Below are 25,727 nucleotides of genomic sequence, written 5' to 3'. Positions count from 1 at the left end.
CAGGAAGCTGTTCAATCGGGGTTTCACCAATGACCTACGTCGTCATCGATAACTGCATCAACTGCAAATATACCGACTGCGTCGAGGTCTGCCCGGTGGATTGCTTCTACGAGGGGGAGAACACGTTGGTGATCCATCCTGACGAATGCATCGACTGCGGCGTCTGCGAGCCGGAATGCCCCGCCGATGCGATCCGTCCGGATACCGAGCCGGGAATGGAATCCTGGGTCGAACTCAACCGGAAATATTCCGAACTCTGGCCGGTGATCACCCAGAAGAAAGATCCGATGCCGGATGCCGAGAAGCACGACGGCGAGAGTGGCAAGCTGGAGAAGTATTTCTCCGAGGCGCCCGGCGAAGGCGACTGACGGGTCGGTGATTCTGACCAATTTGCCCGATTCTGAGCGAATTGGGGCGATTTACGCTGCGGCAAAGTGTCAAAATGCGCCGTATAACCCACTGAAATCGTGTGATATTACACATGCGCGACAGTAACGCGCTTTGAAATGCACGCGTTTTTTGCTATATTACTGTTACAAAATGAGTTCGACCCCACCTTTTGCGTCGCCTGCTCGCCCGCAAAAGAGATCTCGTGACTGACTGACGAACGCGGAGCTATTCAGCCCCGTGGGCGTCGTATGCTCGCTGGATACCGGGGTTCGTGACCGGCTGCAAGGAAACGAACCGCATGACCAAGACCAAGAAGACCGAATTCCGCCCCAATGATTTCGTCGTCTACCCGGCGCATGGCGTGGGGAAAATCATGTCCATCGAAGAACAGGAAATCGCCGGGCTCAAGCTCGAGCTTTTCGTGATCTCCTTCGAGAAGGACAAGATGACCCTGCGTGTGCCGACGCACAAGGCGACCGAAGTCGGGATGCGCAGCCTCTCGTCGCCTGACATGGTGACCAAAGCGCTTGAGACCCTCAAGGGCAAGGCGAAGGTCAAGCGGGCGATGTGGTCGCGCCGCGCGCAGGAATACGAACAGAAGATCAACTCGGGCGACCTGCTCGCGATCGCTGAAGTGGTGCGCGACCTGCACCGCAGCGACGATCAGCGCGAGCAGTCGTACTCGGAGCGTCAGCTCTATGAAGCTGCGCTCGAGCGTCTGACCCGCGAAGTCGCCGCCGTTTCGGGCACCGACGAAGAGCGTGCCGCGAAAACCGTCGACGAGGTTCTGGTCGGCCGCGCCGCCTGATCCCGACATTAGCGGAACTTTTCCAACGCGAGGCTTGCGAGCCTCGCGTTTTTTCATGCGCGCAGGGCAGGGGGGGGCTCAGGCTTCGGGGCCGGTCTTCTCGTTGCCCGGTGCCTCGCGGTCGCTCTCGTCGCGCTCGCCGCGGCGGCGGAACTGCTCCATCATCGCGGCTTCCAACTCGGCGTTGAGCTCCTTCGTGCGCGCGATGTAATCGGGATTCTGCTCGACCGGGACGCCCGGCTTCCAGACCTGCGCCAGATCGCGTACCGCGGCCCGGTCGAGCTTGAAGAACAGCTTCTCCAGCTCGGAGGCCTCGAAGGCCGAGAGCCCCGCATTCTCCAGCACGTAGCGCCCGGCGCGCAGCGAGCTGTCGAACATCTCGCGCACGATGTCATTCGCGCCCGCCCGATACAGGTCGAACACATGCGTCCGGTCGCGGGCGCGCGCGACGATATGCAGATCGGGCCGGATCCGGCGCGCATAGGCGACCAGTTTCGTGGTGTTCTCGCGCCCGTCCAGCGCCACCACCAGCACACGCGCCTGATTGATCCCGGCCGCGGCAAGCAGATCGGGCCGCGTCGGGTCGCCGAAATAGCCCTTGAAGCCGAAGGTCCGCATCAGCTGGATCGTCTTTAGGTCGGCGTCCAGAACGGTGGTCCGCATCCCCGACATCGTCACCAGGCGGTTCACCACCTGACCGAAGCGGCCCACGCCCGCGATGATGATCGGCTGCTGCTCGTCGATCGCGTCCGGGTCCGGGCCGGGAGGCTTGCGCAGCCGCAACCCGATCTGCTCGTGCAGGATGAACAGCAAGGGCGTGATCAGCATCGACAGCGCGATCACCACCAGAAGCTTCTCGGCCAGCGCGTTGGGCAGGATCCGTTGCCCGACCGCGAAGGAGACCAGTACGAAGCCGAATTCCCCCGCCTGTGCGAGGCTCAGGGTGAACAGCGAGCGATCCGGCCCGCGGATCTTGAACAGCACCGAGAGGCCATAGAGCACCGCCGATTTCAGCGCGACCAGCAGGAAGACCAGCGCGAAGATATTGGCGGGCTGCGCGGTGATGACGTCGAAATTGATGCCCGCGCCCACGGTGATGAAGAACAGCCCCATCAGCAGCCCTTTGAAGGGCTCGATGTCGGATTCCATCTCGTGCTTGAACTCGCTGTCGGCCAGCACGACACCCGCGAGGAAGGTGCCAAGCGCGGGCGAGAGCCCCACGAGGTTCATCAGGCTCGCGATGCCCACCACGATCAGCAGGGCCATTGCGGTATTCACCTCGCGCAGCCGCGCGCCTTGAACGAAGCGGAAGAGCGGGCGCACGAGGTAGTGCCCCATCAAGACGGTGAGGGCGACGGCGGCCAGCGTGATCACCGTGACACCCCAGGCGGGCAGCGAGTCGATAAGGCGAGCCACGACGTGATCGCCATGCCCCGCCTTGGCCACCGCGCGCGCGCCGGGCAGCGCCAGAAGCGGCATCAGCGCCAGCATCGGGATCACCGCGATATCCTGCGTCAGCAGCACCGCAAACGATGACCGCCCGCCCGCTGTCTGCATCAACCGCTTTTCATTCAGCGTCTGCAGCACGATCGCGGTCGAGGACAGCGACAGCGTCATCCCGATCGCCAGCGAGACGCGGAAATCCTCGCCCATCGCCATGACGATCACGGTGACGAGGATCATCGTAACCAGCACCTGCAACCCGCCAAGGCCGATCAGCTTGTCGCGCATTGCCCAAAGCGCGCGCGGCTCCAGTTCCAGCCCGATCAGGAACAGCATCATCACCACGCCGAATTCCGCGAAGTGCTGGAGGTCGGTCATTTCCGCGCCGGAGAGTCCCGTGGCGGGGCCGATCAGGATGCCCGCGATCAGATAGCCCAGCACCGAGCCGAGGCCCGCACGCGTGGCCAGCGGCACCGCGATGACCATCGCGAGCAGGTAGAACGTGGCTTGGAAGAGAAAGCTTTCCATTGGCGGCTTGCATCCTTGGGCGGGTGCGCGGGGGAGGCGCGCGACGCGGCTATTCCCCAGCGTAGTCCGGCGCGGGCGGTGCGCAAGGGCGCAGGGGAAAGAATGGTTGCGCCGGGCGCGGTTAGCCGCCTTGCAGCAGCTTCAGCGTCAGGTTGCGCGACCCTTTCTTGTAGGTCAGCGCGTTGGAGCCGATCTGCGTCACGCGCCCGCCATCCAGCCGGTCACCCACCCCCACTTTCACGAAGCGCCCATTCGAGAGCCGCACCAGTGCGCGCCGGTTCGAGGAGGAGCCATAAAGCCCGATCAGGTTGATCTTGCGCAGGTTGATCACGTTCTCTTCGGTCGCCTGACGGGCGACGGAGGCCGAGGTCGGCAGGCGCGGCGGTGCGGCGGTGGGCTCGGGCTCGTCGAGATCGGCGGGCCTCGGGTCGGGCACGGGAGTGGCGACCGGGGCGCGCGCAGCCGCTGCGGCGACCGACGGGGCGGGCTCGGCGGCTATCGCGGCGGCCAGCGCCTTCTCGACCGAGCGCGAGAAGTTACGCGGTTTGGTCGGCGGGGGAGCGGAGCGCGCCACGGCCAGAGCAGTCGCTCCGGCGAAGGGATCGGTGTTCTCGGCGACGGCGTCATCTTGCGCCTGCACCGCTGCGGAGACAGCTTCCTGGATCGAGGTCGGGCGACGCTCGGGGCGCAGCGCGGCGAGTTCGGGGTTCGCGACCGCGGCCGATTCCGAAGCGGGCGCCTGCGTCGATGCGAGCTCGGTCACAGCGTCAGGTCGAGCCGTCGGGCGCGTGGTCTGGAGCTCGGGGTAGGGCTGCAGCGCCGGGTCGAGCGCGCCTTGGTCGTTGGGATCGGCCTGCGCTGCGGGATCGGTCTGCTCCGGCGCGGGGGCCGCACCGGTGAGGTCCTCGGGGCGGCTGGCCGGGCGGAAGCCCGAGAGCGAAGGGATCGCGCCCAGCGTGCCTTCCGGCGTGATCGGCTGCGTCTGCGCATAGGCCTGCGCGACCGCTTCGGGGCGAGCGCCCGGCGTAACGTCGGGTTCGCCCGCGAAAAGCGTGAAGCCGCCCGGCATCTCGACCCCGTCCTCCGTCGGTGTAACGGGCGGGGTGTCCGGCGTCAGCGTCTCGGCGCTTGGCGGATCGAGCGGCGTCGCGGTGAAGGCCGGCAGGTCGGACGGCTGCGTCTCGGTCGTCGCGGTTTGCGCGTCGGTCGCCGAGGGCTCGGTCGCGTCGCTCTGCGGGGCATCGGCGGTCACCGCGTCCGCTTGGGTGTCCACCGCGGTAGCGGGCGCGTCCGACTGTGTATCTGCGGGGTCGTCTGCCGTGGCCGTGTCGGCTGGCTGCGCATCGGTAGGCTGCTCAGTTGCCGCCGTCTCGGTGCCGGTCTCGGTGGGCGACGCCTCATCCGCCGGGGCGGTGTTGTCGATCGCGGCCTCGTCGCTTGGCGCCGCTGGAGCGGGCTGCTCATCGGCAGGGGTGAGGGCTGCGACTTGGTCGCTCTCGGGGGCAGGCTGTTCGGGCTCCGCCTCGGCTTGCGTCTGCGAGGCAGGCTCCGTGGCTTCAGGAGCTGCGGTCGTCTCGGGCGTGGCCGGTGCGAGGGCCGTCTGCGCGGGTGCGTCATTCGCATCCGGGGCAGGCGCTTCGGCGATGGCGCCCGTCGGTGCGTCGACGGGAGCGGGGTCGTCGAGCAGGGTGGTCCAGAGCGCGATGATCGCCAGAACCAGCACCAGCGCACCGGTGAGCATCAGCCCGAGATGGCGCGGCTTGCCGCCGGTCACGGGACGCTTGGTGCCGCCGAAAACGGTCTTGTCCTGCGAGGTCTCGACGATGGGGGCCGGGGTCGCGGTGCTCGGATCCGGCCCGTCCTTCGCCTCCTTGCGCAGCAGCGAGGTCGCGGGTTTCGCGCCAAGCGCGCCCGCGCCGCCGGTGCCCTTGCGTGCCGCGGCGCCCACGGGTTTGGCCCCTTTCGCGCCGGCTCTTGGAGCCGCTTTCGGCTCAAAACGCGGATCGGGCTCGTCGAAATCGAGGCTCGGCGCAGTGATCTTGGCGCTGCCCGCGGCGATCTCGCTGCGATCGGGCTGAGGGTGGAGCCGCGTGGCTCCGCCGAGCCGGGGGGGCGTCTCGTTCACGGTCACGGTGGTCGTGTGATCCCGGCGCGAGGCGAAAGCGGCGGCGATTACGCTGGCATCGGATTTCGGCAGATCGTCGTCGTCATCCTCGGATGTATCGTGGCCTTCGTCCTCCGAGTTAGAGGTCGCCTCCTCGGGCTTTGCGTCGGGTTCTGCGGCCTCGGGCACGGCCGGGGTGGCGGCAAGGCCTGCGGCGGTCAGCGACGCGTCCGAGGGCTCAACGCCATCCTCGGCGTCATCAATGGCCGTATCGTTCGGCTCGGCCTCGGCGAGCTCGACCGCCTCCGTCGCCTGGGTTTCCTCGGAGGCGACTTCGCCTGCCGCGACCGCTTCGGCAGCCTTGGCGGCGGGGCTTTCTGCGCCGGGCGTGTCTTCGCTCGGGGCTTCGGGCGCACCCGTATCTTGCGCATCCGCTTCAGCCTCAGAGGCTGCGAGCAGATCGGAGAATTCGCCCGGCTCTTCCGGCAGCGTGGCCTCGGGTTCCTCCGCCGAAGCTGCCTCCGTCGGTTGGTCCAAGGCGCTCAATTCGGCCAGTTCGGTTTCCGAGACCGCGCTATCGTCGGCAAGATCTGTGATGTCGCTTTGAGCGTCGGCTGCGTCCGCCTTAGCGAGGGGCGCCTCCTGCGTCGCGGCTTCCGCCGACGCCTCGGTCGCCTCCTCGGAGAGATCGACGGCCACGATCAGGGCGGATTTGTCAGGCTCGACATGCGCGCCTTCGGGGATGTGCTGCGCGACCGAGGAAGTCAGGCCGAAATGCGGCTCGCCGGGGAAATCGCCGGGCTCGGGGGCGGCGACGAAGCTGACCGGGTTGAAACCGTTTTCCTGCGCGAAGCTCTCGGCTTCCTTCAGCGTCTCGCGCGCGATCACGGCGACCTGCACAGTCTGGCCGGGGCCTGCGAAATCATAGACCAGCTCGCTGACCGGGTAGGGCGTCATGCCCTCCAGCGCGGTCTCGATCTGGGTCTTGCGCTGCGCGGGGCTCGGTCCGGGCGCATAGATCGCGGTGTAGAGGATCTGCGAATCCGGCAGCACGAGCTTCGAGGTGAAGCCACGCGGCGCCTGCGCCCGTGCCTTGTCGCGGAGGGCCGCGACCTCGGCCATCGGGTCATCGCCTTCGAGCGCGGCCTCGCCCAGAAGCGTCCAGCCCTCTTTCGCGCGGTGCACCAGAGCGATGCCATCATGCGAGAGGATCAATGCAAAATCGGGTTTCATGGGTACTGCGCGCGCCTCGGAGCGGTCCGGTCCAACTCTTCACATCTTCGTAAAGGAGATTCGATCTTCTGAAAAGCGTCGCGACCGGGGCGGAGCGGGCAATTGCCGGTTTTCCACTGTTTCGACGGCGCAGCCGCAGCGAGCGCCGGAAGAAATGTTCGAAATGCAATGAGAAGTGGTTTGAATGGCGCGCCGGTATCGCGGCGCGCCATGTTTGTTATCAGCTGGTTGCGGCGCTCAGTGCCTGATCGAGATCGGCGATCAGATCGTCGACATTCTCGATGCCGATCGACAGGCGCACCACGTTCGGCGCGGCCCCTGCGGCGATTTGCTGCGCTTCGGTCAGCTGGCGGTGCGTGGTCGAAGCGGAGTGGATGATCAGCGAGCGCGCATCGCCCAGGTTCGCGACATGGCTGAACAGCTTGAGATTGTTCACCAGCTTCACGCAGGCGTCGTAGCCGCCCTTCACCGCGACGGTGAACAGCCCGCCTGCGCCCTTCGGCGAGATGGTCTTCATCCGCTCATGCCACGGCGAGCTTTCCAGCCCGGCATAGGTCACGTAGTCGATGCGCGGATCCTTCTCGAGCCATTCGGCCACAGCCTTGGCATTGGCGTTGTGCTTGTCCATCCGCAGGCTCAGCGTCTCGATCCCCATCAGCGTGTAATGCGCGCCTTGCGGGTTCATCGTCATGCCGAGATCGCGCAGCCCCACCGCGATCGAGTGGAAGGTGAAGGCCATCGGGCCGAGCGCCTCGTGGAATTTCAGCCCGTGATAGGCGGGTTCGGGTTCGCTCAGCGAGGGGAACTTGTCCGAGGCCGACCAGTCGAACTTGCCGCTATCGACGACGCAGCCGCCGGTGACGGTGCCGTTGCCGGTCATGTATTTCGTCAGCGAGTGGACGACGAGCGTCGCGCCATGCTCGATCGGGCGGCACAGGTAGGGGGTGGCTAGCGTGTTGTCGACGATCAGCGGCAGGCCGACCTTGTCGGCGACTTTCGCCACCGCCGGAAGGTCGGTGATGTAGCCGCCCGGATTCGAGATCGACTCGCAGAAGATCGCGCGGGTGTTCTCGTCCACCGCTGCTTCCAGCGCGTCGAGATCGTCGAAATCGACGAAGGTGCAGGACCAGCCGAAGCGTTTGATCGTGTGGCTGAACTGGGTGATCGAGCCGCCATAGAGCCGCGTCGAGGCCACGATGTTCAGCCCCGGCCCCATCAGCGGGAAGAGCGCCATGATCTGCGCCGCATGACCCGAGGAACAGGTGACCCCGCCCGCAGCACCTTCCAGCGCCGCGACACGTTCGGCCAGTTTCATCACCGTCGGGTTGGTCAGGCGCGAATAGATGAAGCCCACTTCTTCGAGGTTGAACAAGCGCGCCGCGTGGTCGGCGTCTTGGAAGGCGTAGGATGTGGTCTGGTAGATCGGCACCTGCACCGCGCCGGTCGCGGGATCGGGCTCGGCGGCGGCGTGAATTTGCAGCGTGTCGAAAGCGTAGTCGGACATGGTCTGGGGCTCCTCTTCTCTTGCCGAGACGTTAGCTGCGCGAAAGAGAGCCGACAAACACATTCGTTTTCGGTAATGAGAGCGTGGCTCAGCGCATCCAGAGCTTCGCGCGCTTGATCCGGTTGCGCAGCGCCTTCTCGTGGCGCGGCATCCCTTCTTCGGCGATGATCGCGCGCAGTTTGCGGCCCTTGCCCTGATAGATCAGCTTCTTCGCAGGCTCGTAGGCCTTCAGCACCTTCTTGACCTTGTTCGGGGCCGTCAGCTCTTCGACCGTGTCGATCACGGCCTCGCTTTCGCGCGCATACATCAGCGGCAGGGCGCGGTAATGGCAGGTGATCTCGCCGTCGAGCCCATCGAGCTCCGGCCCCGGACGCCCGCCGCCGAAGGAATGGATCACCAGTGGCAGGGCCACCTGATCGAGCCACGGGTCGAGCGACTGGCAGGCCAGTTCGTCGGGTGCATCGTCGCGGATTTCGCGGGCGTATCGCAGGAAGCGCGCGCCGAATTCGACCGGGTCGGCGCCGAAGAACCAGCCCGCGCTGAAATACATGTAGCGCCGCCAGTATTCGTCCGGCTGGCTCAGATCGAGCGTCTCCTCGAATCCGTCCAGCCCGAACTTATCGTAGAGAGATTTCCAGATGCCCGCGTAGCCGGGACCGTACAGCGGCGGTTCGGGCCATGTGCCGGTGCGCCGCATCGACGCCGAGGGGCGGTCGAAATCGAAGCCAACCTGCGACAGCGGTCCGGTGAAGACCGTATCGGTGTCGAAGAAGACGAAGGGCTCGCCTTCGGGCAGGGCGGCCAGCGCCTCGATCTTGTTGCCATAGGGATAGGACTGACCGAAGACCTTCGACTCGAAGGGCACGATCTCCGCGCCCGCGTCTTCTAGCAGCGCGCGCACCGGACCGGAAATCCGCGTCTCGTCGGACCAGCGCGGCCCGGGCTGCGGCTCGGCTATCAGAAGGCGCCCTTTGAAATCCGGATTGGCCGCGCGAAAGCTCAGCGCGAAAAGAATTGCCTCGAATTCCAGCCGTCCCGCCTGTGCAACACAGAAGATGTTATAGGGTTGTGAAGTCCGGGGGGTCGCCGCCATACTGCCGCCTGTCGGAGGGTTTGTTGCAGTATAGCGAGAAAGTTCAGGGGTAAAAGGTGATACGGATAAGCAAGTTAACTGCGTTGGCGCTGTGTGGCCTCGTGTCGAGCGGCCCCGTCGCTGCGCAGAATTTCACCACCGCCGCCGAAGTGCGCCCGATTCTCGGCATGACCCGCGATTCCTGGGTCGCGATCCGTGAATATGGCGGGAAGGATCTGGTCTATTTCACCCATCTTTTGGCGTGGCGCTGCGGGCTGAGCGAGATTCGCTATGGTTTCAATGGCGCGCCGCCGAGCAAGTCGTTCAAGATGGAGAAGTGCCACGAGGGCACGGCCCAGCCCAACGCGATCTCGGGCGATAATGTCTATGTCAGCCAGCCGCAGGGCTCGGTCTCCGAAGTGCGGGTGAAGCTGATCTATGACGACGGCAGCTCGGAAGAGGCGCGGTTCAACCGCAAAGCGGTGCTGCAGTAAACGGGGCAGAGAATACGCGTTATTCAACGCAGCGGCCCCCGTGGGAGCCGCGTGTCACCAGTTCCTAAAGAGGGGAAGTGGTGGGTGACCCTGGAATCGAGTTCGTGCATAAACGGTGTTAATTGTCAGGTGAAAGTGTCCCGCGGAGCGCTTCTGCGGGACACCTTTCGTTCGAGGGATTGTTGGCCTTGCATCTTCAGCGAGTTGGGGTGATGGCGAGTTTCGGCCACACTACGGTACAAATCTTCGAACAAAATGTTGATCGAACGTCTAGATGTTGCGATAAAAGCTACATTTAGGAGGGTTTTGGGATGACTGCCGAAATTGCGGTTCTCAATAAGAGTGCAGTCGCGCTTGCGACAGATAGCGCCGTCACAATTTCTGCAGGAACTCAAGCGCTTAAGATTTTTGAAAGCGCGGATAAGCTCTTCGAGTTGTCAAAATCGCAGCCGATAGGGATCATGGTCTATAACGGCATGCAGTTTCTCGGCGTGCCGCTGGAGACTATAATTAAGTCGTTCCGGCAGCGCGAAGCGTCGTTCCGGACTGTGCGGGATGCGGCGAATGCTTTCTTAGGGCACCTCTATGAATACGTGGACGCTGCTCCCGAAGAGGAAATCTACAGCGGCATAGTCGCCCTCATATCGCCTATCGCTGAAGAGATCAGCCAGAAGGTGGAGCAGAGGGTCATCGAACGGGTGAGTGAAGGCACCCCTCCGCAAACCCGAGAGGATTTTGACGCCTTTATTGCTGAGACCATGAATGACGTGCTGGAATTCTACGAGGGTACAGTGGAAGGCTTGGGCGAAATCGATTTCCTGCCTCGGAGTGACAATAAGGCGCAAAAAGAGAAGTATAGGTCGTTTACGCGGCGCGCGGTCGAGGAAGGTGTGAGTGGTTTCGTGGTGAAACACATTGACCGGATTGTCGAGTTCTCTCTCAAGCTTTTGCGGGCCCAAGTCATTTCTAACGGAAAGACGGGGATTGTCTTCGCGGGCTTCGGGGAGGAAGAGCGCTTCCCGACTCTGATTTCCTACGAGATCGATGGCGTCTTCGAAGCAAAAATTCGCTCTATCGAGACCGACTGTTGCGACATCGATAGGAATGGCATGCGAGCGTACGTTCGGCCCTTTGCGCAGAAAGAGATGGTCGATCGTTTCCTGCACGGTCTGGATGATCGTCTTCGTAGCGACATAACGAAATACTGCCGTGAGACTATCGGAAGTATCGCCGAAGGTATCTTGGCAGGAGTCCAGTTCGCAGATGATGCTGATCAAGAAGAGCTTCTCAAGTTGGCCAAGCAAGCTGAGGACGCCTTTATTCGAAATCTTAACGACACAGCCTTCATGTCCTTTGAGCACCGGTCGCGACACGAGATCGAGGATATGGTGGAGTTCATGCCGAAGCCCGAACTCGCGAAAATGGCAGAGGCGTTAATCGATCTTACATCGATAAAGCGCAAGGTCTCGCAGGGGCTGGAAACCGTGGGTGGTCCGGTCGACGTTGCGGTGATATCGAAAAGCGATGGATTCGTGTGGGTGAAACGGAAGCACTACTTCCCGAGCGAATTGAACCATCGTTACTTTTGTCGCGTTGGTAAGAGTGATGGGGCATAAGTGGAGGACAAACTATGAGTGAACTTTCATTGTCTGGAACGCTGCTTGAGAAGGATGTGCGGCGTAACGCTGATTATAACATGCCGCCCGAGAGGGTCAGGCCACTAGAAGATGTGATCGAAGAAGCTCGAGCGGAGATCGCTGCTGTGTTCGCCAAGCAGCGCGAACGCGCTATGGTTACCGCTCGTTGACGGTTGGAGGGCACTAGGCCTACTCCCCACGCTGCGCCAACGGAAGGTTGACTAATGAGTGTCGCGTCATCTGGTGCGGCACGCTTAAGTGATCGGTCAGGCGGAGTATCGCTCAAGCGCTCCAGGATCCGGAAAAGATGAGAGGGAGCGCAGCCGAGGCTCTAAAAAATGCGGAACCTTACACGCGGCGCTAGAATTGACTCGTTCAATGACGTAGCGTATGCATGCTGCTTAGGATTTTTTTATGGCTCGAAATCGCAAATCTCCCCCTATGGGCCTGATGGTCGACTCGCCGAAAAGGCGAGGTGGCCGCATGGCCAAAAGCAAGACGCAGAGCGCGGGTAAGATGATAGCTGCAGCCTTTGTCATGGACGCAGTTAGTGGCATCACACGCATAAAGCCTGCTGGCCGCCGTAAGAGCACGCTGAACGTTAGCGGGGTCAAAGTTGAGACGTATGAGTTTGGTTCGGATGTTAGCGGCGTCACATTTAATAAGCGTACAGAAACGGCTATAGAAACGGTTCAGGAAGCCTTTGCCGAGGTTGAAAGCGCAGCGTCCCCAGTCGCTCATGGGGTCGATGAGCGCTCGAGCCTTGCAGTGCTGGAGAGCGACGACATGTGGTGGGGAAACCCTAAGGACATGCCGGATGAGGATCTCGCTTTTTTCGGTCTGGAGAAGTAGACTTTTGCCTTCAGGAAGACCGGCTACAAAAGCGGCCGACAGAGCGAAATCCAAGAAACAGCCCGCCCTTAGTCCGGTCTCAAGAGGCGAAGTCTTTGGTTTTATGTTCCCATTTGGGGGGACCGTGGATTATCCTCATCCCGGGATAGTAATTAAGTCTATGGTCGGCTTTCGTGATGGCGTTGAAAAGGTTGGTGTAATGGCGCTCGCTATCACTCACAGCGAGCAAAAAGTGTCATGGAAGAACAAAGACGCTATCACCGTCCCTTACCATGAGAAAGCAGGCATGGGCCTTGATGCAAGGGAGCAATGGGTTTGTCTCTTCGAGCAGGTCACCGTCTTTTTCCCTGACGATATCAGACAGATCAAATCCGCTCGTAGGTCGCACCTCGGAAGGGCATCTGAGGAGTTTGCGGCGGCAGTGTTTGAAGCTTGGAATGACTACAGGAAAAGCTGACCACGCACTTGGTTGTTGATGCCAGTGTGTCGAACTCACGAGTGATTGAATATTCGTGCATACGCGGCCTACGTGAAAGTTAAGCAAATATCGTGAGTCGTGGGAAATTCTTGCGGAAGGGAACTTCATCGCCTACCACTTGATCCCCTCCAGCGCCTGCGCCCCAAACACCGCCAGCTTCCACCGTTCGACCCGCTTCGTGTAGATTGCCGACGTCTTCGCCTGAGTATGCGTAATCACCGACATGATATGGTGCTGCATGCAGCCGGGGTTGGCAGGTAGCGTCTAGACTGTGCCGCATCAGAATTAAGGGCTATGCTGATCTAGATTGCGAGATCGGGGGTAATTTTGAACGAAGCGATTTGGGGTTTGGTCGGGGTGATCGTCGGCGGCGGTATGACCATCGCTAAGGACGCAGTTTCCGCGTGGCGACGAGATAGAAAGTCGGGTTCGTTTTCAGCTGTTCGGCTTGTCGGTATTCTCGATGAATACGCAGATCATTGCATCGGAGTGGTGGGTGATGACGGCACCAGCTTTGGTAGGCCGGCAGGTCGAAAGGACGACGGCGAAGAATACTATATTCCCCAAGTCCAACTGCCCAATCCACCAACGTATCCAGATGACATCGTCTGGCGCAGCCTACCGAAAAATCTAATGTTCGGGGTGCTGGCGCTCCCGAATAGCGCAAGACTGACAAATCGGCACATAGAGGGTGTGGCTGAGTACGTCGCATCTTACCCGGACTACCAAGAGTTCTTCGAGGCGCGACAAGAGGGCTATGCGAGGCTAGGAATCGAGGCTCTGACCCTAGCGGAGAGCCTTGCTGCTGCGTTTAAATTTGCAGCTGCGAGCAAGGTTGTGCCAGATGAGTCGTGGGAGCCGAAAGCTTACCTTCTTGAGAAAGTCGCGGCCTTTGAGCTGAGGCGCAAAGAGAAGAGCGCGCGCGACAACGAGAGTGATGGAGCTCTAATCTAAAAAGCACTCGGCCTACGCCAAAGCAAGGCTTTGGCACTACCACTTAATCCCAGCCAGCGCCTGCGCCCCAAATTCCGCCAGTTTTCGGCGCTCGACCCGCTTCGTGTAGATCTCCGACGTCTTAGCCTGGGTGTGCGCGATCACCGACATGATTTGGTGCTGCGTGCATCCGGCTTCGGCCATCATCTGCGCCACGGCCTTGCGCACGCCGTGCGAGGACTTCCCGTAGAGCCCGGCGCTGTCGCAAGTCCGCACCAAGCATAAAGAAACACTGGGTATTTTGCGGTTCAGTTCAGTTCAAGTTTCATTCGGTATCGGCCAAAGGAGCGTCAGCTTGAATCGCATTTGCTTTCAAGCCGAGTCTGCCGGGCAAATCCTGGATCCAATCCGATAGAAATACGCCCATTACGAAGATGATGAGACCCGCAAGTATATTTATTAAGAAGGCAATATACCTTTCGCGGTTTTGGCTTTTACCCAAAGTCTTCTCAAGGGTCTTGGCGACTGCTTCTCCTTGCTCCTTAGTCAGCTCCGCAAGGCTTGCGACGCGCTGATACTCTTCCTTTAGCTCGTCGAGTTTTCTGGCGCGTTGTTCAAGCGAGGCCTCAAGGTTGGAAATCAACTGAGTGGACGTGGTAAGTGCTTCCACCGCTTCTTCAACTTGCTGATCGAGATCCCTTTGAGAAGAGTTGATTTTACCAACCAAAACTAAAATGTCGTTGGCAGTTCTTCCCATAGGCATCGTCTTCAGAAGGACACGGCTAATCTCGTGCCAAAGTCTTTTCTGGTCCAAAAGAGAAACCCCAATTTTCATAGCTGTGAGAAGATTTTACGAAATCACCACGTGAGATCAAGCGACCGCCAATGTCCAGGTGGCCTTCCTAGTAGACATCGCTATTCACCACTTGATCCCAGCCAGCGCCTGCGCCCCGAACTCCGCCAACTTCCGGCGCTCCACACGCTTCGTGTAGATCTCCGACGTCTTCGCCTGAGTGTGCGCCATCACCGACATGATCTGGTGTTGCGTGCAACCGGCCTCGGCCATCATCTGCGCCACGGCTTTGCGCACGCCGTGCGAGGACTTCCCATAGAGCCCGGCGCTGTCGCACCACTTACGGATACGATTGCGCAGGCTCTCCGAGCTACCGAACGGCTTGCCCATATCGCCTAGCAGATAGGTGGGCCCAACTACGGTCGCGGCCCGCGTCGCCTCGTGTAGGGGCGGGAGCATTGGGATCGAGACGAACGCCGATCCCTTCTTCCGCGGCTGCCAATCAAGCCAGATTTGCCCGTTGCGCGTGACCTCTTGGTCTCGTCCAAGCCAGATCGCATCGCCAACGCGGCAAGCGGTGAAAGCCTGCAGGGTGAGCCAGAGGTGCGCCGTCGTGCCAGGTGGGTGCTTCTTCTTGAACTTGAGCAGATCATCCGGCGTCCACGGCACGGCGCCGCCTTTCGAGGCGGTATTGATCGCTGCAATCCCAGCGGCCGGGTTGTTGGCAACATACTCGCGCTCGATCGCCCATTTGTAGAGCGCACGCACCGAGCGGATCATATTGTCAGCCGCACCTGGCGTTGCGCCCCAGGCGTCGCGGATCTCGATGAAGGCGCTAGCCGGCGCATCGATGTCGCACTCACCGTAGCGCGTGCCGTTTGCGTCCTTGTGGTCAAGCATGCGGCCCAGCACGGAGCGCTTCTGGCGCAGCGTGTCGGCGCTTGCTGTCCCAGCCGCGACAGTCTTCTCGAAATGGTCCAGATAGCGCATAACGAGCCAGTCCAGGGAGTTCTCGACGGCGCGGCGGTATCCGGGCTGCCACGCCTCGCCGGCGCGCGCAGCGTAGTAGTGGTTCGCGAATTCGGGATGGTCCGGCGCGACGGGGATGGTGATGCGACGCTTTTTGTCACCCTCGACCCGCACGCGATACCGCGGCGAGCCGTTACGGTTTCGCTCGATCAGCAGCCCAGGAAAGTCGACCCGCACATCCATCACCTTTTGGCCCATTGCTTAGGCTTACGAGCTTGGGAGGATTCGGGCTGGCTGTCCATGTTCTGCGCGGTCGAGACGGTCACCGTGCCGTCGCGCGTCACCGTGAAGCTGGTCACGGCAAGACCGGTCGCCTTGGCGGCGGCAAGGGCACGCTTGATCGCGGCTTCTGTGGCGGCAGGGGCGGGCATGGTTGCTCCGGTTCGCGTGGGTTAGCTGGACAGACCTGGCGCGGGCTGTGCGGTAATCATTACCGGCGGATGCCCAGTGCCGAGTATTGTCAGGCGAACTGCACCGCCTTCATTGAGCATCTTCAGTTCCGATGGTGTTGGTTCCCAAACGCTCGTCATCTGGTTGGTGCCGTCGATGATCTCGTCTTTGATCGCGAGCGCGTAGTACTCGTCTTGAGTCTCTGCGAGGATGCGGGTGGCATTGGCTATGCGTAGGGGGAGCATTGCGATCTCCTGGTCATTTCTTGGCGTCGCGCGCCGCTTGCTCAAGGCGTGCAATCCCGAGCAGCGTCGGCTTCAGCTCGTTCGGCGCGCTGTCGTAATGCACGCCCTTTTTCGCTCCGGCGAGGCGCGGGAGCATCGAGCGCGACACCAGTGTCCAATTCGTCGGGGCGGTGTTCTGCTTGTCGCCATCCAGGCACTTGAGCGCGTGACCCGCGGGAATCGGACCGTTAACGGCTTCCCAGTTGATCAGGTGAACCGCGCGCCATCGCTTCTGGAGAGGCAGATCATCGTTCACCTTGCGCTCGAGATAGCCATCCTTGGAGACGCGCTCGGTTCCGATCGGCTGATAAATCTTCACCGCAACGCCACGACGCTCACCGCTTTTGAACCAGCCCTTCTCCGAGCCGGGCGCGCAAAAACCCTTCATCCCCTTGTTGTGCGTCTCGTGGCCGCGCTCAAACTGCCCAGTGCGGCCTGTGAGCCAACCGTGCCGTTTACACAACGAATGATAGTTCGCGAGGGAAACGTCTTCGCGACCGAACTTCTCGATAAACAGCGTGTGCGCCTCGCGACGGATCATCGACTTATGCACCTCGATCCACGCGAGCTCCTCGTCGCTATAGCTGATCCGCTCACCCTTCGGCATTGTCAGCTTCCTTCGCCTTGCCACCGATCTGGGGCAACATGGGCAGAATGGCCCGACCGTGTTCCGCGAACAGCTTCGCGGCCTTGAGCGTCAGATCCGCGTTCGAAGTGATCTTGTCGGCGACGGAGACGATGGCTTCGGTCCGACTGACCTCTGTCGCGATCTGCTCGGGTGTCAGGTCTTCTTCTGAGAGCCGTTCCAGCTGAGCAAACAGGTGATCGTTCAAGTCGGTGAGCTTGTTCTTCATCGTCTTGTCCTTGCGTTGTTTGTCAGGAGTCTTGGGTTTCCGTCACCTCGATCGCAACTCCGGCAGCGGCGAGGCGGACCAGCGCGCTCTGACGATCGGAGACGCCGAGCTTGTGGCAAATGTTGGTCGATATGGCCTTCACGTTGCTTTCGGAGCACGCAAGCCGATGCGCTGCGATCTTGCGAGGGAGTGCGAGCAGGTGGATCATCTCGCGCTCGCGCTTTGTGAAACCCGGTAGAATCGCCGGTTGGATTGGACCTTGGAACATCATGGTGACGTGTCCTCGTGTTGTTCAAATGTCGTGGGTTCGGGCATTTCATGATGTCCGTCGCTGTCCCCTGGCATTCAGGGGGCAGAAAGAGGCATCACGCTTCGGGCGTGCCGAAAAAGAGGGGGAGGCTCGTAGCTTCGGTGGCTTCGGTCGTCGCCTCTTCAAAGGCTGCCTTGAAGGCTTTCTCAGGATTGTAGATCGAGAGGATGAAGCGAACGCTGCCGCCGACTTTGCGGTAGCGGAAGCGAACCGGCATCCGGTAGGGGGCGCCGCCTTCGAAGACCGGGATGGCGATGATGATCAGGTTCGGCACTGCCAGCGGCTTTCCTTCCGGCGTTTTGTGCTCCGATAGGAATTGCACTTCCTGTTCGCCGGTGTCGCGATTGGTCTGGATCTTGAGGTTGCTGGTTTCGAAGACCTGGAACTGCTTAGACATCGCGAGAAGCTGCGTGAGCTGCCCGAACCGCCCCTCGATCTTCTGGGCAGTTTCGATCAGGCGATTTTCCCACGGCTCGTTATCGTCGCTGATGCGGTTCGCGATGATGGCCGGCGTCGGATCCATCACGTCCTTCGCTTGCGCTTCGATGAACTCGCCAAGCGTGTCCTTCTCGATCGGCTCGCCAGAAATGCCCGTCCAGGCCTTCCATTCGTCGGAGAGCGGGAAGTCATAAACCGCGCGATGATGGCAATGCCGTGCCTTGGGGTCGCCCGTGGGCGAGAGAGGCGAGGAAGGGCCCGCCTCGTGGTAATCCGCGATGCAGCTGAGCGTCGGCTGCTGCATGTTCGGGTTCGCATAGAGTACGCTGTTTTCCCCTTTGAATCGCTCGGCCCAGGTGATGAGCGATTGGAGATTGGCGAGCCGCGCCGTTCCTTTCCGGCGGGAGGGTTTCAGGAACTCCGCCGCTTCACGGTGAAGGCGGGTGAGGTCTTCGATCTTGCGGTGCTCTGGCACGGAAACGAGATGTGCGGCCGTCAGGTCAAAAGCTTTTGTCTCGCCAGCCTGATCGTCGGAGCGCGGGTCGCTGATCGCCTCGGTCGCCCCGAGCTTCTCCATCACGTCGCGCATGGTGGCGGCGACGTTCTCGCCGTGCAGCTGCAATTCATGGTCTGTCATGGTCATGCCTGATTTTCCTCTGGTTAGTCGATGTCGCGGATTTCGCCGGTCTCGGGATCGTGTGGAGGCACGTCGCGAACGGGTTGCTGCATGCGTGCCATCATCGGGCTGTAGAGCGTGAGCTCGCCGTTCTCGTTGATGTACGCGGAGGCGCTGCTCGGCGGTTTCTTCGGAGCCTTGAAAGTGACAGTCGCGCCCATGCCGACATCGCCCGCATTGCCAACTGCGTAGCTCAGCTGGATCGTCATCGATCCGCTGCAGCCCTTCGGCCCGTGCTCGGCATTGTGTTCGAGCAAGTCCTGCATCAACTCCTGATGGCCATCCATGATTTCAGTGAGGAAGCCGCCACCGTCGAAGAGCATCAGGATTTGCTCGATCGAGCGCATCTTGAACGGATCATGCGGTGAAGAGATCGCCGCTTCGCGGCTCGTGTCTTTCTTGCGCGCCATCATGTGGGCTTCCTTTTCGTTTGGTGGTCGTTTTCAGGCGAAGCTGAAGATCAGCGCGGCGCCAATGAGCAGTGCCGCCAGAGCAGCGAATGCCAGTCCTGGCCGCATGGCCTGCCGCATGCGATCAGCGCGGATCGCGTTGCGGTTCAGGTTTTCCTGCGCTGAGAAGAACTCGGCGTCCTGCCGTTCCGCCTTGGCCGTTTCATCGCGGATGAATTGGTCGCGCAGGTGGTCATAGCTGTTGGTCATGCTGCGTCTCCTGGGCCACCGTGGCGGGAAACGCGGTCGCTGAAATTCCAGCTATAGCGACAGCGCTTCCCGCGCTCGTGCATGAGGCTGAGCCACGCGGACTCGCGAGCCTTCTTGCTGGTAGCGGCAGCGCGGGCCGGGTCGGTCACGAGGGTCTTTGCCCAGTTCGTCGTGAGGGTGTGCATGGATGCCTCCATCGGGTTGCGATAGAGGAAAGGTATGCGGTAAAGAAACCGCATTCAAGAAGTATGCGGTAAAAAATATGCACAACGAATCTCTGCGAAGGTTCGAAGCTGTCTCCTTGCGGTTATCAATCCCCCCAATTGGGGCTGTGTGAATTGAGGGATTGCGCTGGCTTTTGGCGCGGCGCATCCTTTGGGCAAGTGGCGTAAGGTTATAAGATTAGTGCTTATTAGCTGCCGAAACGGCTGCTGCCGGTTTGTGGGGGGAGGATTATGAATTCGGATGAATTCGGCCGTAGGGCTGCGAGTTTACCGGCCGTGATGCAGGATCGGTTGTTTGTGCTTATCAGTATTCAACGTCATAATCTTCCTCAACAACCTTCCGAGCCTGAGCTGCGCGATGCTCATGAACGCGCTGCTCAAGAAACTGAAGGTAAGAATCCAGCTGAGACTTAAGTTCGTCCGGTAGGTTTTGATAAGCTTCCGAGATGCTTGCTGCTCGTTGCTCGGCGGTGCCTGATAGATTGGTTCCGTGCAACAACCAGGTTTCAGATACGCCAAGGCGGCGCGATATGCCCGCCAACGCGGTGACAGTTAGTCCAGCCTTTTGGTCGCCTTTTTCGACGCGGCGTCTCCAGTTCCGGATCGCATCGCGCGACAAGCCTGCCTCAAGGGAAAGAGCATTCTCGCTCAGCCCCAATTCTTCGCGGCGCGCATCGATGCGCGCTAAGATGTCGCTCATCTTCATGCGGTAATTATGATGCATGACGATTGCTGCGGTTAGCGGTAAGAACACCGTTGACGAAGCGGTAAAAAATCTGCATCAGTATGGAATGCAGACTATCGAGTACCTTATCCAGTTGGCGGATGACTACAAACGATGCGCTGGAGTCGTGGAGGATACGACTGTGTCGTACCGCGTATTCAGAGACAGCAAGAAGCTTACCGCTATTCGATCTGGAGCCGATATCACGCTTCGGCGCTTCAATGCCGCAGTGATCTGGTTTCAAGAAAACTGGCCGCAAGGTTGCGAGATGCCTGCCTTTGAAACTTCGCAAAAGGCTTCCTGACATGACCAAACCTCGTCTCGTTTCCGTCTCATCTCCGCAGCCTGCCAAAGGCGCGACGCAAAAGTCCCACCCCAATCCGTTCGACGGTCGCGGCAGAGGCCGCGAAGCGCATCGTCGGGCGCATGGTTGGCGCGTTGACCCATTGCCCTATCGCGTGGCGTTTCTCGACCGCTGGTCGGCGCTTATCCGTCATTTGTTCGGCTCGCGTGAGGATGTCGCGTCGGCGTTTGGCGTTACGTTCCAGACCGCATGCAATTGGTGGGACGGCACGAACCGGCCCTCTGGCGATAAGGTGGCGCTGGCGGCGATTACCTGGCCCGAGGCGTTCGCGCGCTTCATGGACGAGGCGTGAACTATGCGCCGGTGTGGGGTTGATCTTCTGATTGCAAACGGGCTGGAGAAAGCGCGGAAGCACTCTTTCTCAAAGGGTCATTGCGCGCCAGATCGCAGCGATCAAACAGGCCGTGCCGGAAATGTAAAGCAAGACGCTGACGACGGTAATCTTTCTGGCGGGTCCGGTGATCTTAAAGTCGCTTCCAACGATCTGCCGAAAGGTTCGCGTTTCCGCTTCGCCAAAGCCAAATCCGATCATCACGCCTGCAATCAGTCCAATCAGCACGTCGTCGTGCGGGGTTCCGATTACGAGAACCCACATAAAAATCAAAAGCCCGATCAGTCCCATTCCGGCATACCATTTCTCGCTCACGAGGGCGGCAAGATCGCCTGCGACCTTGCCAAACAGGGTTTCCATTCGGTTGGTCCTTTCCAATGTGACCGGGTGGATTGCTCGGCCGGAGGTGGTGCTCCGGTCGAGTGCCTATTCAGCATGCGCAAAACTAGCGCAGCGTCAAAACCTTTCGAAATATGCCATGTGCGGGGTTCGAAACCTGTGTTCACTGCCGCCCGCACGGGCTCAACTGGCGCGCGGGGCTTGCTCGCACCGCGCGTCCTTTTCTTTCCGGCCGGCCTATGGAGCCATGGGTTGCGAGCCGTAGCGGGGGGCGGTCACGGTCGGAAAGCCCCCGCACCCATTCCGGGCGAGCGGCCCCACAACGCAGGTAACATCGTAGCCGGGGGCGGTGACGCCCGGAATTCCCCGGCGCCCATTTCCATTTCGGCGCGCTTCTCCTCCGAGTGCCGAGATCACGCGGCGGGGCAGGGGCCCCACATGTCCCGCCGCGTGCGGATCCCTTCCGTGCGGGGAAAAGCACGGCCTTCCTTGTTGGACCTGCGGGCGGGGTTCGCCTCGCCCGCCTTTTCACAGTCTTCGACATCGGGGTGCCTCCAATGAATGCGCTCGCATCCAAAGTGATCGGTGGTGCTGTGCTGGCGCGCGCGCCAGACCCTGCGACCAGGCGCCCAGCTCTGGCGCATTTCCTGCGCCGGCGCAGCGGCAAACTCATACCTGTTGCGCTGACCTATGGCGAATTCGTCACCTGTCTCCCGGCGGCACAACGGGTGCTCGCTGCTGAGGTGCTGTCTCACCTGCGCGCGGCCGGTTGGGTGCAGCGCGGGAGCGGCGGCGAAGCCAATGGAGATCTTCGGATCTTCGAGCTGTCTACCTCGGGCGCGGTGATCGCTTTGCAGGATGCTGGGGTAACCGCATGACCTGCGCCGGAATTCAGCATGAGGCCCCAGATTGGTCGGCCCTTCAGGGCCTCTTTGATGGCTCGAAGCTTCTGCGGCCCGGCGTGAGCGTCCCTGAGGTTGCGGGGCTCGGCTCCGGTCGATCGGTCTATCTAGCGACCCCATACCGCCGCGAAGTGACCAATGCGGATGGCAGGTTCGATCGCTGGCTCGGTCGGCAGGCCGCGTCTGCTGCCGCTCTTTGGTCGTGGCGCTTAGCGCAGGAGGGCGCGAGCGCGGTGTCTCCTGTGATCCTTTCGACTGCGATCTGCGAGGTTGGGATTGATCTCGGGCAGGGGCCAGACCCGCTCGATGATAACTTCTGGTCGGCGTGGTGTTTGCCTCTGATGCGCGATGCTGCCGTGTTCGCCGTGCCGCCGATTTCGGGCTGGGATCGCTCGATCGGGGTCTGGCGTGAAGCGTGCTGGGCGCTTGAACGGAATGTGCCGGTCTGCCTGATCGCCTCGCCGGTTGCGGAGGTATGCTGATGGGCGCGCGCGTATGGACAGATTTCGAGATCAGAGGCGTCAGATACGCCACCACGGCTGACGCCGCGCGCGCGCTCGGTGTCTCAACGGAAAACGTCCGGTTGATGCTGCGCCGCGGGCGCGCAGACAAGATTGGTTTGGGCCCGTCGGCGAAGGCTATGCCGATCCGGATCAGGGGCGTGGATTACCCCAACGCCCGAGCCGCCGCGAAAGAGTTCGGCGTGACGCCGGGCGCGATCTGGAAGGCGCTGAACGATGGCCGCATCGACCAGATCGGGCTGCCGCAGCGATACGGCGTCTCGCGGGCTATGCCGATCACGATCTCCGGTATCACGTTCAGCTCCCATGCCGCTGCCGATCGGGCGCTTGGGTTCTCCCCTGGTTACATCGCCCATGCAAAGAAGCTCGGGCGCCACTCTGCTCTCTGGAAGGCAGTGCATGCTGCTGTGCGCCTGAAGCGTGAGCGCGATGCGGAGGACGCGGCTGCTGCAGCAGCTGAAAAGAAGCGTGTTGGTGAGATCGAGGTCGATGCATTGCCTGTCGACACGCGTTTCGAGGCGGCACTCTCATTCCAGCGCCAACTCACGGGGCTATCGCGCCACGCGATCCTCGGCCGGTGCCGCAAAGCTGTTCTCGTTCGGGCGCGCCACATGGTGTGGTTTCGTGCGTGGCGGGCAGGAATGTCAGTCTCCGAGATCTCGGCCTGCACTGGCCGTGCGGAAGAGACGGTGAGCTCGGTGCTCTCGAGGCTTGAGGCGAGTGGGAAAACGAAGCGGAGGGCTGCATGATGCCTTACCGTGGCACGCATACGTTGGATCGCGCCGACGATGAGCGCGACCTGCAGATGCTCGCACTCCGCTGCAAAGGGTTTCCGGCGTCCGCGATCGCACCGCGCTTCGGGATGGCGCGCGGGTCAGTTCTGCGGATCACAAATGACATTCGACACGCGGACACGACGCAGAGCGGTGAGCCGCTCGAAGCTGTCGCAGCGGGGTACTGGTGATGGCTGGCGCCCGGGTGATCCGGAAAGACGCGCTGCGAGAGCTGCCTCTTGGAGACTGCATCGCGCGCCTATCGCGAGGCGAGGCGGGTGTGTCGCTGGTGATCCTGCGCGACCTCGGTGATGCGCGGCCGGTCCTCTGGAATGACTTCCCTCGTGCCGAGATGCCTGCGCAGCTACGCGCGCTTGCCAATGCGGTCGAGTCCGAGCTTACCGCGCGCGAGGTGAGCGAATGACCGAGTTTGCTGCGATGACGTTGGTGGATTCGGGAGAGCTTCCGGAATACCCGCTCGGGTCGGAAGATCGGCTCGATAGCCATTACTTCATGGTTTGGGAGCGCCGCCGTTGGCTAAACAGCGACATGCGTCTCAAAGCAACGGCAGAGTGCCGGGCCTATTACTTCGACCTGATCAATATCTCCTATGACCAGTCGCCGATCGGGACGCTGCCGCTCGACATGGAGCTGCTCGCGAAGCTGCTGTTCGTGGATGCTGCGCATTTCCGTTCTCTGTGTCGTCTCGACTTCGGGCCGCTGCACAAGTGGTCGCAATGCATCGTCGAGGGCGGTGAGGTCCGGCTGATGCATCCGATGGTTCTGCGCACGCTGACCGAGGCAATTTCCCGCAAGGAAGACAACCGCGCGCGGAACGAGGCAGCCAACGCAAAGAAGCGCATTCAGCGGCTGCGCAGCGTCATAGCTGGATATCACGCCGAGCTGGCGAAGAACGATGCCGCGATCCGTTTCATGTATCAGTGGCTGCAAGAGCAAGGATGCGAATACCGCACCTCGCAATGGGTCGAGCGCGCCATGGCGGCGTGGTCCGATCACATGCTCGCCCTCAACATGAAGAACCGCCGAACAATGTCCTGAAGTGTCCCGGGGACAGTTCGAGACAGTCTCGGACAATCTCAGACTGTCCCGCACGATAGGGAAAAGACAGAGAAATAGAAAAGACAGAGGGACAGTCCGCGCCAGAGATCGCACCGGAACGCGGGCTGAGATGTGGATAAGTGCTGAGAAAAGGAGCCTGAGCCATGGACAGCGCAGATCAGGAAGCCGGAGAGAAGCGGGTCAGGGAGCACCTCGTGCTTCCGCTTGAGCGCCGCGGGTTGGTGAAGCCCTCGACGCTGACGCGGGCACAGTATGACGAGATGATCCGCGATCTCTGCGCGCGGCTGGCATATATGACCGAGGCTGGTCTCGACGCGCTCGAAGAATGTGCGGCAGCTCAGCCCGGCGGCAAGGGGCGGGATCGGCTGCCCATCGCGAACGATCTGCTCAAATGGGCTGCGGAGATCGAACCGCCGCGAGACGACGGATCGCCGCTGATGCGCAAGGTTTTCGCTCATGATATCGGTCGGCGCGCGCTTGATGGCGGGTTCGCTCCAGAGCTGCTCGCAGAGATCAAGAAGCACCGTCGTTGGCCCGGTTCCTACATCGTCGACCAGGCGCAGAGCAGAGCGCGCGACAGCATCGTGAGGCTGGAAGATATCGAGCGACGCTTGATGGCCGGTCGCGAGGTGACGCCTCAGGAAGCACAGTGGCGAGATCGGCGGCGTGAGGTGATTTCTCGGTGCGAAGAGTGGTCCAATGCAGGTGGCTCGCAATGACAAAAGTTTTGGACTTCTCGCAGGCATCGGTAGCTCTCGCGGCGGTCGGGGTTGGGCGCGGAATGCGCGAGCTGGCGATCGAGGATGCGTTGGTCTGGGCGTTCGCAACAGAGCGATCCGGCATCGATTTCGCGGAAGAGCGAGACCCTGACAGCTATGCCGGTGGCGGCAGCGCGGATTCGGTTTGGACATTGATGAAGCGCGGGCGGCTCGGGTGCCGGGTCGACGGTGGCGGGTACTCGGAGCCGCACGATGACGCGCAGATGATCTCGTCACAGGTCGCCGCTCTGTCGGAAGGTTCCGGCGGTCGAAAGATGGCGCTGCAGGTGGCTGAGCTTGCGCGGGTCGGGATGCGGCCTGACTGGATGAAAGATGCTCGGCCACGCTGTGTCGCGGCAGAATGGAAGGGAAACCGACACGGCGGCGGAGCAGCGACGGCGGACGCTGCAGATCTCGGGTCAGCAGGGTGGAAGGCTGTGCCTCGTAGGAACCGAAAGGGCGTCGTTGTCCATGATCCAGTGCGGTATTGCCCCGTGATCTACACCCCGACCGCTCGAACCATCGCAGCGGCCCGGCGCAACTATCTTCAATGGTGGGGGGCGCTGCTGGAGATCGGTGCGCATCTGAGGCTGACCGGTGTTCTTTCCGGTATCAAAATCACCGATGAGATGCCGCCGCTTCATCCGTGGCGAGCAGAAAGTTCTTGACGAAATCTAGAGCTGTTGACATCTTGCCACTGCAACACGTGCGCCCGGAGCGGAGATCCCGCTGCCGGGCGTTCTTCGTTTCAGTGGTAGATCAGCGAGACATGCATGGGGAAGCTTGCAGGTCGAGGGCTGCC

The 25,727-nt window shown here is 61.4% G+C and carries 35 protein-coding genes; 18 read left to right on the top strand and 17 right to left on the bottom strand.

The window, feature by feature from the left end; all coding sequences use genetic code 11:
* Positions 1-29: 29 nt before the first annotated feature.
* Positions 30-368 (top strand): ferredoxin FdxA, encoded by a 339-nt coding sequence (gene fdxA / locus BMI88_RS11085; RefSeq protein WP_078520521.1) that lies wholly within the window; start codon positions 30-32, stop codon positions 366-368.
* Positions 369-688: 320 nt separating this feature from the next.
* On the top strand, positions 689-1,198 hold the full coding sequence (locus BMI88_RS11080) for a CarD family transcriptional regulator (RefSeq protein ID WP_075774088.1): 510 nt from the start codon (positions 689-691) through the stop codon (positions 1,196-1,198).
* A gap of 78 nt (positions 1,199-1,276) precedes the next feature.
* Here BMI88_RS11080 and BMI88_RS11075 read toward each other — a convergent pair whose 3' ends face one another.
* The 4 genes from BMI88_RS11075 to BMI88_RS11060 all read right to left on the bottom strand — a co-directional run bounded on the left by BMI88_RS11075 (position 1,277) and on the right by BMI88_RS11060 (position 9,103).
* Positions 1,277-3,169 (bottom strand): monovalent cation:proton antiporter-2 (CPA2) family protein, encoded by a 1,893-nt coding sequence (locus BMI88_RS11075; protein ID WP_078548673.1) that lies wholly within the window; start codon positions 3,167-3,169, stop codon positions 1,277-1,279.
* A gap of 121 nt (positions 3,170-3,290) precedes the next feature.
* A complete protein-coding gene (locus BMI88_RS11070; RefSeq protein ID WP_078548671.1) occupies positions 3,291-6,506 on the bottom strand; it encodes a hypothetical protein in 3,216 nt (1,071 codons plus the stop codon).
* Positions 6,507-6,726: 220 nt separating this feature from the next.
* A complete protein-coding gene (locus tag BMI88_RS11065) occupies positions 6,727-8,010 on the bottom strand; it encodes an O-acetylhomoserine aminocarboxypropyltransferase/cysteine synthase family protein (RefSeq protein WP_078548668.1) in 1,284 nt (427 codons plus the stop codon).
* 88 nt (positions 8,011-8,098) lie between these two features.
* Positions 8,099-9,103, bottom strand: coding sequence for a hypothetical protein (locus BMI88_RS11060; protein ID WP_078548665.1), 1,005 nt, complete (start codon positions 9,101-9,103; stop codon positions 8,099-8,101).
* Positions 9,104-9,159: 56 nt separating this feature from the next.
* Between BMI88_RS11060 and BMI88_RS11055 the strand changes: the two genes are divergently transcribed.
* The 6 genes from BMI88_RS11055 to BMI88_RS19580 all read left to right on the top strand — a co-directional run bounded on the left by BMI88_RS11055 (position 9,160) and on the right by BMI88_RS19580 (position 13,497).
* Complete coding sequence (locus BMI88_RS11055; RefSeq protein WP_246831867.1) at positions 9,160-9,576, top strand: hypothetical protein; 417 nt, start codon at positions 9,160-9,162, stop codon at positions 9,574-9,576.
* Positions 9,577-9,887: 311 nt separating this feature from the next.
* A complete protein-coding gene (locus BMI88_RS11050) occupies positions 9,888-11,192 on the top strand; it encodes a hypothetical protein (RefSeq protein ID WP_078548661.1) in 1,305 nt (434 codons plus the stop codon).
* Positions 11,193-11,206: 14 nt separating this feature from the next.
* Positions 11,207-11,383 carry a hypothetical protein gene (locus BMI88_RS19755; protein ID WP_168173975.1) on the top strand — a complete coding sequence of 59 codons (177 nt, stop codon included), beginning with the start codon at positions 11,207-11,209 and terminating at the stop codon, positions 11,381-11,383.
* Between the two features lie 313 nt (positions 11,384-11,696).
* Positions 11,697-12,065: a hypothetical protein gene (locus BMI88_RS11045; RefSeq protein ID WP_078548658.1), complete on the top strand. Its 369-nt coding sequence runs from the start codon at positions 11,697-11,699 to the stop codon at positions 12,063-12,065.
* Positions 12,031-12,522 (top strand): hypothetical protein, encoded by a 492-nt coding sequence (locus tag BMI88_RS11040; RefSeq protein ID WP_168173974.1) that lies wholly within the window; start codon positions 12,031-12,033, stop codon positions 12,520-12,522. Before BMI88_RS11045 ends, BMI88_RS11040 begins: the two co-directional genes overlap by 35 nt.
* A gap of 348 nt (positions 12,523-12,870) precedes the next feature.
* Positions 12,871-13,497: a hypothetical protein gene (locus tag BMI88_RS19580; protein WP_146673550.1), complete on the top strand. Its 627-nt coding sequence runs from the start codon at positions 12,871-12,873 to the stop codon at positions 13,495-13,497.
* 36 nt (positions 13,498-13,533) lie between these two features.
* On the opposite strand, the gene BMI88_RS11030 is transcribed toward BMI88_RS19580, so the two are convergent.
* The 12 genes from BMI88_RS11030 to BMI88_RS19830 all read right to left on the bottom strand — a co-directional run bounded on the left by BMI88_RS11030 (position 13,534) and on the right by BMI88_RS19830 (position 19,839).
* Positions 13,534-13,704, bottom strand: coding sequence for a hypothetical protein (locus tag BMI88_RS11030; RefSeq protein WP_168173973.1), 171 nt, complete (start codon positions 13,702-13,704; stop codon positions 13,534-13,536).
* A 97-nt stretch (positions 13,705-13,801) separates the two neighbouring features.
* Positions 13,802-14,233: a hypothetical protein gene (locus tag BMI88_RS11025; RefSeq protein WP_078548647.1), complete on the bottom strand. Its 432-nt coding sequence runs from the start codon at positions 14,231-14,233 to the stop codon at positions 13,802-13,804.
* A gap of 162 nt (positions 14,234-14,395) precedes the next feature.
* The gene (locus BMI88_RS11020; RefSeq protein ID WP_246831866.1) at positions 14,396-15,496 is read right to left on the bottom strand and encodes a tyrosine-type recombinase/integrase; all 1,101 of its coding nucleotides are present in this window, start codon (positions 15,494-15,496) and stop codon (positions 14,396-14,398) included.
* Complete coding sequence (locus BMI88_RS11015; protein WP_078548641.1) at positions 15,481-15,669, bottom strand: hypothetical protein; 189 nt, start codon at positions 15,667-15,669, stop codon at positions 15,481-15,483. The genes BMI88_RS11020 and BMI88_RS11015 overlap by 16 nt, the downstream gene beginning before the upstream one ends.
* 21 nt (positions 15,670-15,690) lie before the next feature.
* A complete protein-coding gene (locus tag BMI88_RS11010; RefSeq protein WP_078548639.1) occupies positions 15,691-15,933 on the bottom strand; it encodes a hypothetical protein in 243 nt (80 codons plus the stop codon).
* A gap of 13 nt (positions 15,934-15,946) precedes the next feature.
* Entirely contained in the window at positions 15,947-16,579 is a 633-nt protein-coding gene (locus BMI88_RS11005; protein WP_078548635.1) for an HNH endonuclease, read from the bottom strand.
* On the bottom strand, positions 16,566-16,826 hold the full coding sequence (locus BMI88_RS11000; protein WP_078548632.1) for a hypothetical protein: 261 nt from the start codon (positions 16,824-16,826) through the stop codon (positions 16,566-16,568). Before BMI88_RS11000 ends, BMI88_RS11005 begins: the two co-directional genes overlap by 14 nt.
* A 22-nt stretch (positions 16,827-16,848) precedes the next feature.
* Positions 16,849-17,097: a LuxR C-terminal-related transcriptional regulator gene (locus tag BMI88_RS10995; RefSeq protein ID WP_078548628.1), complete on the bottom strand. Its 249-nt coding sequence runs from the start codon at positions 17,095-17,097 to the stop codon at positions 16,849-16,851.
* 94 nt (positions 17,098-17,191) lie between these two features.
* Positions 17,192-18,217, bottom strand: coding sequence for a DUF2303 family protein (locus tag BMI88_RS10990; RefSeq protein WP_078548623.1), 1,026 nt, complete (start codon positions 18,215-18,217; stop codon positions 17,192-17,194).
* Positions 18,218-18,234: 17 nt separating this feature from the next.
* On the bottom strand, positions 18,235-18,663 hold the full coding sequence (locus BMI88_RS10985; RefSeq protein WP_078548620.1) for a hypothetical protein: 429 nt from the start codon (positions 18,661-18,663) through the stop codon (positions 18,235-18,237).
* Positions 18,664-18,693: 30 nt separating this feature from the next.
* On the bottom strand, positions 18,694-18,909 hold the full coding sequence (locus BMI88_RS10980) for a hypothetical protein (RefSeq protein WP_078548616.1): 216 nt from the start codon (positions 18,907-18,909) through the stop codon (positions 18,694-18,696).
* Between the two features lie 528 nt (positions 18,910-19,437).
* On the bottom strand, positions 19,438-19,839 hold the full coding sequence (locus BMI88_RS19830) for a helix-turn-helix transcriptional regulator (RefSeq protein WP_210402028.1): 402 nt from the start codon (positions 19,837-19,839) through the stop codon (positions 19,438-19,440).
* 16 nt (positions 19,840-19,855) lie between these two features.
* Between BMI88_RS19830 and BMI88_RS10965 the strand changes: the two genes are divergently transcribed.
* Together BMI88_RS10965 and BMI88_RS19570 are read left to right on the top strand one after the other, a co-directional pair.
* Positions 19,856-20,161 (top strand): hypothetical protein, encoded by a 306-nt coding sequence (locus tag BMI88_RS10965; protein ID WP_078548604.1) that lies wholly within the window; start codon positions 19,856-19,858, stop codon positions 20,159-20,161.
* A gap of 1 nt (position 20,162) precedes the next feature.
* Positions 20,163-20,513 carry a hypothetical protein gene (locus BMI88_RS19570; protein WP_146673548.1) on the top strand — a complete coding sequence of 117 codons (351 nt, stop codon included), beginning with the start codon at positions 20,163-20,165 and terminating at the stop codon, positions 20,511-20,513.
* A gap of 69 nt (positions 20,514-20,582) precedes the next feature.
* Here BMI88_RS19570 and BMI88_RS10955 read toward each other — a convergent pair whose 3' ends face one another.
* On the bottom strand, positions 20,583-20,912 hold the full coding sequence (locus BMI88_RS10955; protein WP_078548598.1) for a hypothetical protein: 330 nt from the start codon (positions 20,910-20,912) through the stop codon (positions 20,583-20,585).
* Positions 20,913-21,448: 536 nt separating this feature from the next.
* Between BMI88_RS10955 and BMI88_RS10950 the strand changes: the two genes are divergently transcribed.
* From BMI88_RS10950 to BMI88_RS10915, 8 genes are all read left to right on the top strand, one after another.
* A complete protein-coding gene (locus BMI88_RS10950; protein WP_078548596.1) occupies positions 21,449-21,769 on the top strand; it encodes a hypothetical protein in 321 nt (106 codons plus the stop codon).
* Positions 21,766-22,275 carry a DUF1937 family protein gene (locus tag BMI88_RS10945; RefSeq protein ID WP_078548594.1) on the top strand — a complete coding sequence of 170 codons (510 nt, stop codon included), beginning with the start codon at positions 21,766-21,768 and terminating at the stop codon, positions 22,273-22,275. The genes BMI88_RS10950 and BMI88_RS10945 overlap by 4 nt, the downstream gene beginning before the upstream one ends.
* On the top strand, positions 22,275-23,063 hold the full coding sequence (locus BMI88_RS10940; protein ID WP_078548591.1) for a hypothetical protein: 789 nt from the start codon (positions 22,275-22,277) through the stop codon (positions 23,061-23,063). The genes BMI88_RS10945 and BMI88_RS10940 overlap by 1 nt, the downstream gene beginning before the upstream one ends.
* Positions 23,060-23,278 (top strand): hypothetical protein, encoded by a 219-nt coding sequence (locus BMI88_RS10935; protein WP_078548589.1) that lies wholly within the window; start codon positions 23,060-23,062, stop codon positions 23,276-23,278. Before BMI88_RS10940 ends, BMI88_RS10935 begins: the two co-directional genes overlap by 4 nt.
* Positions 23,278-23,511, top strand: coding sequence for a hypothetical protein (locus BMI88_RS10930; RefSeq protein ID WP_078548587.1), 234 nt, complete (start codon positions 23,278-23,280; stop codon positions 23,509-23,511). Before BMI88_RS10935 ends, BMI88_RS10930 begins: the two co-directional genes overlap by 1 nt.
* The gene (locus BMI88_RS10925; protein ID WP_146673547.1) at positions 23,508-24,146 is read left to right on the top strand and encodes a hypothetical protein; all 639 of its coding nucleotides are present in this window, start codon (positions 23,508-23,510) and stop codon (positions 24,144-24,146) included. Before BMI88_RS10930 ends, BMI88_RS10925 begins: the two co-directional genes overlap by 4 nt.
* A 281-nt stretch (positions 24,147-24,427) precedes the next feature.
* Positions 24,428-24,886: a hypothetical protein gene (locus tag BMI88_RS10920; RefSeq protein WP_246831865.1), complete on the top strand. Its 459-nt coding sequence runs from the start codon at positions 24,428-24,430 to the stop codon at positions 24,884-24,886.
* Positions 24,883-25,593 (top strand): hypothetical protein, encoded by a 711-nt coding sequence (locus BMI88_RS10915; protein WP_246831864.1) that lies wholly within the window; start codon positions 24,883-24,885, stop codon positions 25,591-25,593. Before BMI88_RS10920 ends, BMI88_RS10915 begins: the two co-directional genes overlap by 4 nt.
* Positions 25,594-25,727 lie beyond the last annotated feature (134 nt).

Source organism: Thioclava sp. F36-6 (genome assembly GCF_002020305.1).
GTDB lineage: Bacteria > Pseudomonadota > Alphaproteobacteria > Rhodobacterales > Rhodobacteraceae > Thioclava > Thioclava sediminum.
This window is presented reverse-complemented; position numbering and strand designations above follow the sequence as displayed.

Excerpts from the sequence above, each read along its gene's own strand:
- BMI88_RS10915 (WP_246831864.1), top strand. The coding sequence starts at position 24,883 with ATGACAAAAGTTTTGGACTTCTCGCAGGCATCGGTAGCTCTCGCGGCG.
- BMI88_RS10955 (WP_078548598.1), bottom strand. The coding sequence starts at position 20,912 with ATGGAAACCCTGTTTGGCAAGGTCGCAGGCGATCTTGCCGCCCTCGTG.
- BMI88_RS10985 (WP_078548620.1), bottom strand. The coding sequence starts at position 18,663 with ATGATGGCGCGCAAGAAAGACACGAGCCGCGAAGCGGCGATCTCTTCA.
- BMI88_RS11075 (WP_078548673.1), bottom strand. The coding sequence starts at position 3,169 with ATGGAAAGCTTTCTCTTCCAAGCCACGTTCTACCTGCTCGCGATGGTC.
- BMI88_RS11080 (WP_075774088.1), top strand. The coding sequence starts at position 689 with ATGACCAAGACCAAGAAGACCGAATTCCGCCCCAATGATTTCGTCGTC.
- BMI88_RS10990 (WP_078548623.1), bottom strand. The coding sequence starts at position 18,217 with ATGACCATGACAGACCATGAATTGCAGCTGCACGGCGAGAACGTCGCC.
- fdxA (WP_078520521.1), top strand. The coding sequence starts at position 30 with ATGACCTACGTCGTCATCGATAACTGCATCAACTGCAAATATACCGAC.
- BMI88_RS11050 (WP_078548661.1), top strand. The coding sequence starts at position 9,888 with ATGACTGCCGAAATTGCGGTTCTCAATAAGAGTGCAGTCGCGCTTGCG.
- BMI88_RS10930 (WP_078548587.1), top strand. The coding sequence starts at position 23,278 with ATGGCTGGCGCCCGGGTGATCCGGAAAGACGCGCTGCGAGAGCTGCCT.
- BMI88_RS10935 (WP_078548589.1), top strand. The coding sequence starts at position 23,060 with ATGATGCCTTACCGTGGCACGCATACGTTGGATCGCGCCGACGATGAG.
- BMI88_RS10920 (WP_246831865.1), top strand. The coding sequence starts at position 24,428 with ATGATCCGCGATCTCTGCGCGCGGCTGGCATATATGACCGAGGCTGGT.
- BMI88_RS11025 (WP_078548647.1), bottom strand. The coding sequence starts at position 14,233 with ATGGGAAGAACTGCCAACGACATTTTAGTTTTGGTTGGTAAAATCAAC.
- BMI88_RS19570 (WP_146673548.1), top strand. The coding sequence starts at position 20,163 with ATGACCAAACCTCGTCTCGTTTCCGTCTCATCTCCGCAGCCTGCCAAA.
- BMI88_RS10950 (WP_078548596.1), top strand. The coding sequence starts at position 21,449 with ATGAATGCGCTCGCATCCAAAGTGATCGGTGGTGCTGTGCTGGCGCGC.
- BMI88_RS10980 (WP_078548616.1), bottom strand. The coding sequence starts at position 18,909 with ATGACCAACAGCTATGACCACCTGCGCGACCAATTCATCCGCGATGAA.
- BMI88_RS19755 (WP_168173975.1), top strand. The coding sequence starts at position 11,207 with ATGAGTGAACTTTCATTGTCTGGAACGCTGCTTGAGAAGGATGTGCGG.
- BMI88_RS19830 (WP_210402028.1), bottom strand. The coding sequence starts at position 19,839 with ATGAAGATGAGCGACATCTTAGCGCGCATCGATGCGCGCCGCGAAGAA.
- BMI88_RS11010 (WP_078548639.1), bottom strand. The coding sequence starts at position 15,933 with ATGCTCCCCCTACGCATAGCCAATGCCACCCGCATCCTCGCAGAGACT.
- BMI88_RS11020 (WP_246831866.1), bottom strand. The coding sequence starts at position 15,496 with ATGGGCCAAAAGGTGATGGATGTGCGGGTCGACTTTCCTGGGCTGCTG.
- BMI88_RS10995 (WP_078548628.1), bottom strand. The coding sequence starts at position 17,097 with ATGATGTTCCAAGGTCCAATCCAACCGGCGATTCTACCGGGTTTCACA.
- BMI88_RS11005 (WP_078548635.1), bottom strand. The coding sequence starts at position 16,579 with ATGCCGAAGGGTGAGCGGATCAGCTATAGCGACGAGGAGCTCGCGTGG.
- BMI88_RS10940 (WP_078548591.1), top strand. The coding sequence starts at position 22,275 with ATGGGCGCGCGCGTATGGACAGATTTCGAGATCAGAGGCGTCAGATAC.
- BMI88_RS11070 (WP_078548671.1), bottom strand. The coding sequence starts at position 6,506 with ATGAAACCCGATTTTGCATTGATCCTCTCGCATGATGGCATCGCTCTG.
- BMI88_RS11060 (WP_078548665.1), bottom strand. The coding sequence starts at position 9,103 with ATGGCGGCGACCCCCCGGACTTCACAACCCTATAACATCTTCTGTGTT.
- BMI88_RS10925 (WP_146673547.1), top strand. The coding sequence starts at position 23,508 with ATGACCGAGTTTGCTGCGATGACGTTGGTGGATTCGGGAGAGCTTCCG.
- BMI88_RS11015 (WP_078548641.1), bottom strand. The coding sequence starts at position 15,669 with ATGCCCGCCCCTGCCGCCACAGAAGCCGCGATCAAGCGTGCCCTTGCC.
- BMI88_RS11040 (WP_168173974.1), top strand. The coding sequence starts at position 12,031 with ATGAGGATCTCGCTTTTTTCGGTCTGGAGAAGTAGACTTTTGCCTTCA.
- BMI88_RS10945 (WP_078548594.1), top strand. The coding sequence starts at position 21,766 with ATGACCTGCGCCGGAATTCAGCATGAGGCCCCAGATTGGTCGGCCCTT.
- BMI88_RS11045 (WP_078548658.1), top strand. The coding sequence starts at position 11,697 with ATGGCCAAAAGCAAGACGCAGAGCGCGGGTAAGATGATAGCTGCAGCC.
- BMI88_RS11000 (WP_078548632.1), bottom strand. The coding sequence starts at position 16,826 with ATGAAGAACAAGCTCACCGACTTGAACGATCACCTGTTTGCTCAGCTG.
- BMI88_RS11065 (WP_078548668.1), bottom strand. The coding sequence starts at position 8,010 with ATGTCCGACTACGCTTTCGACACGCTGCAAATTCACGCCGCCGCCGAG.
- BMI88_RS10965 (WP_078548604.1), top strand. The coding sequence starts at position 19,856 with ATGACGATTGCTGCGGTTAGCGGTAAGAACACCGTTGACGAAGCGGTA.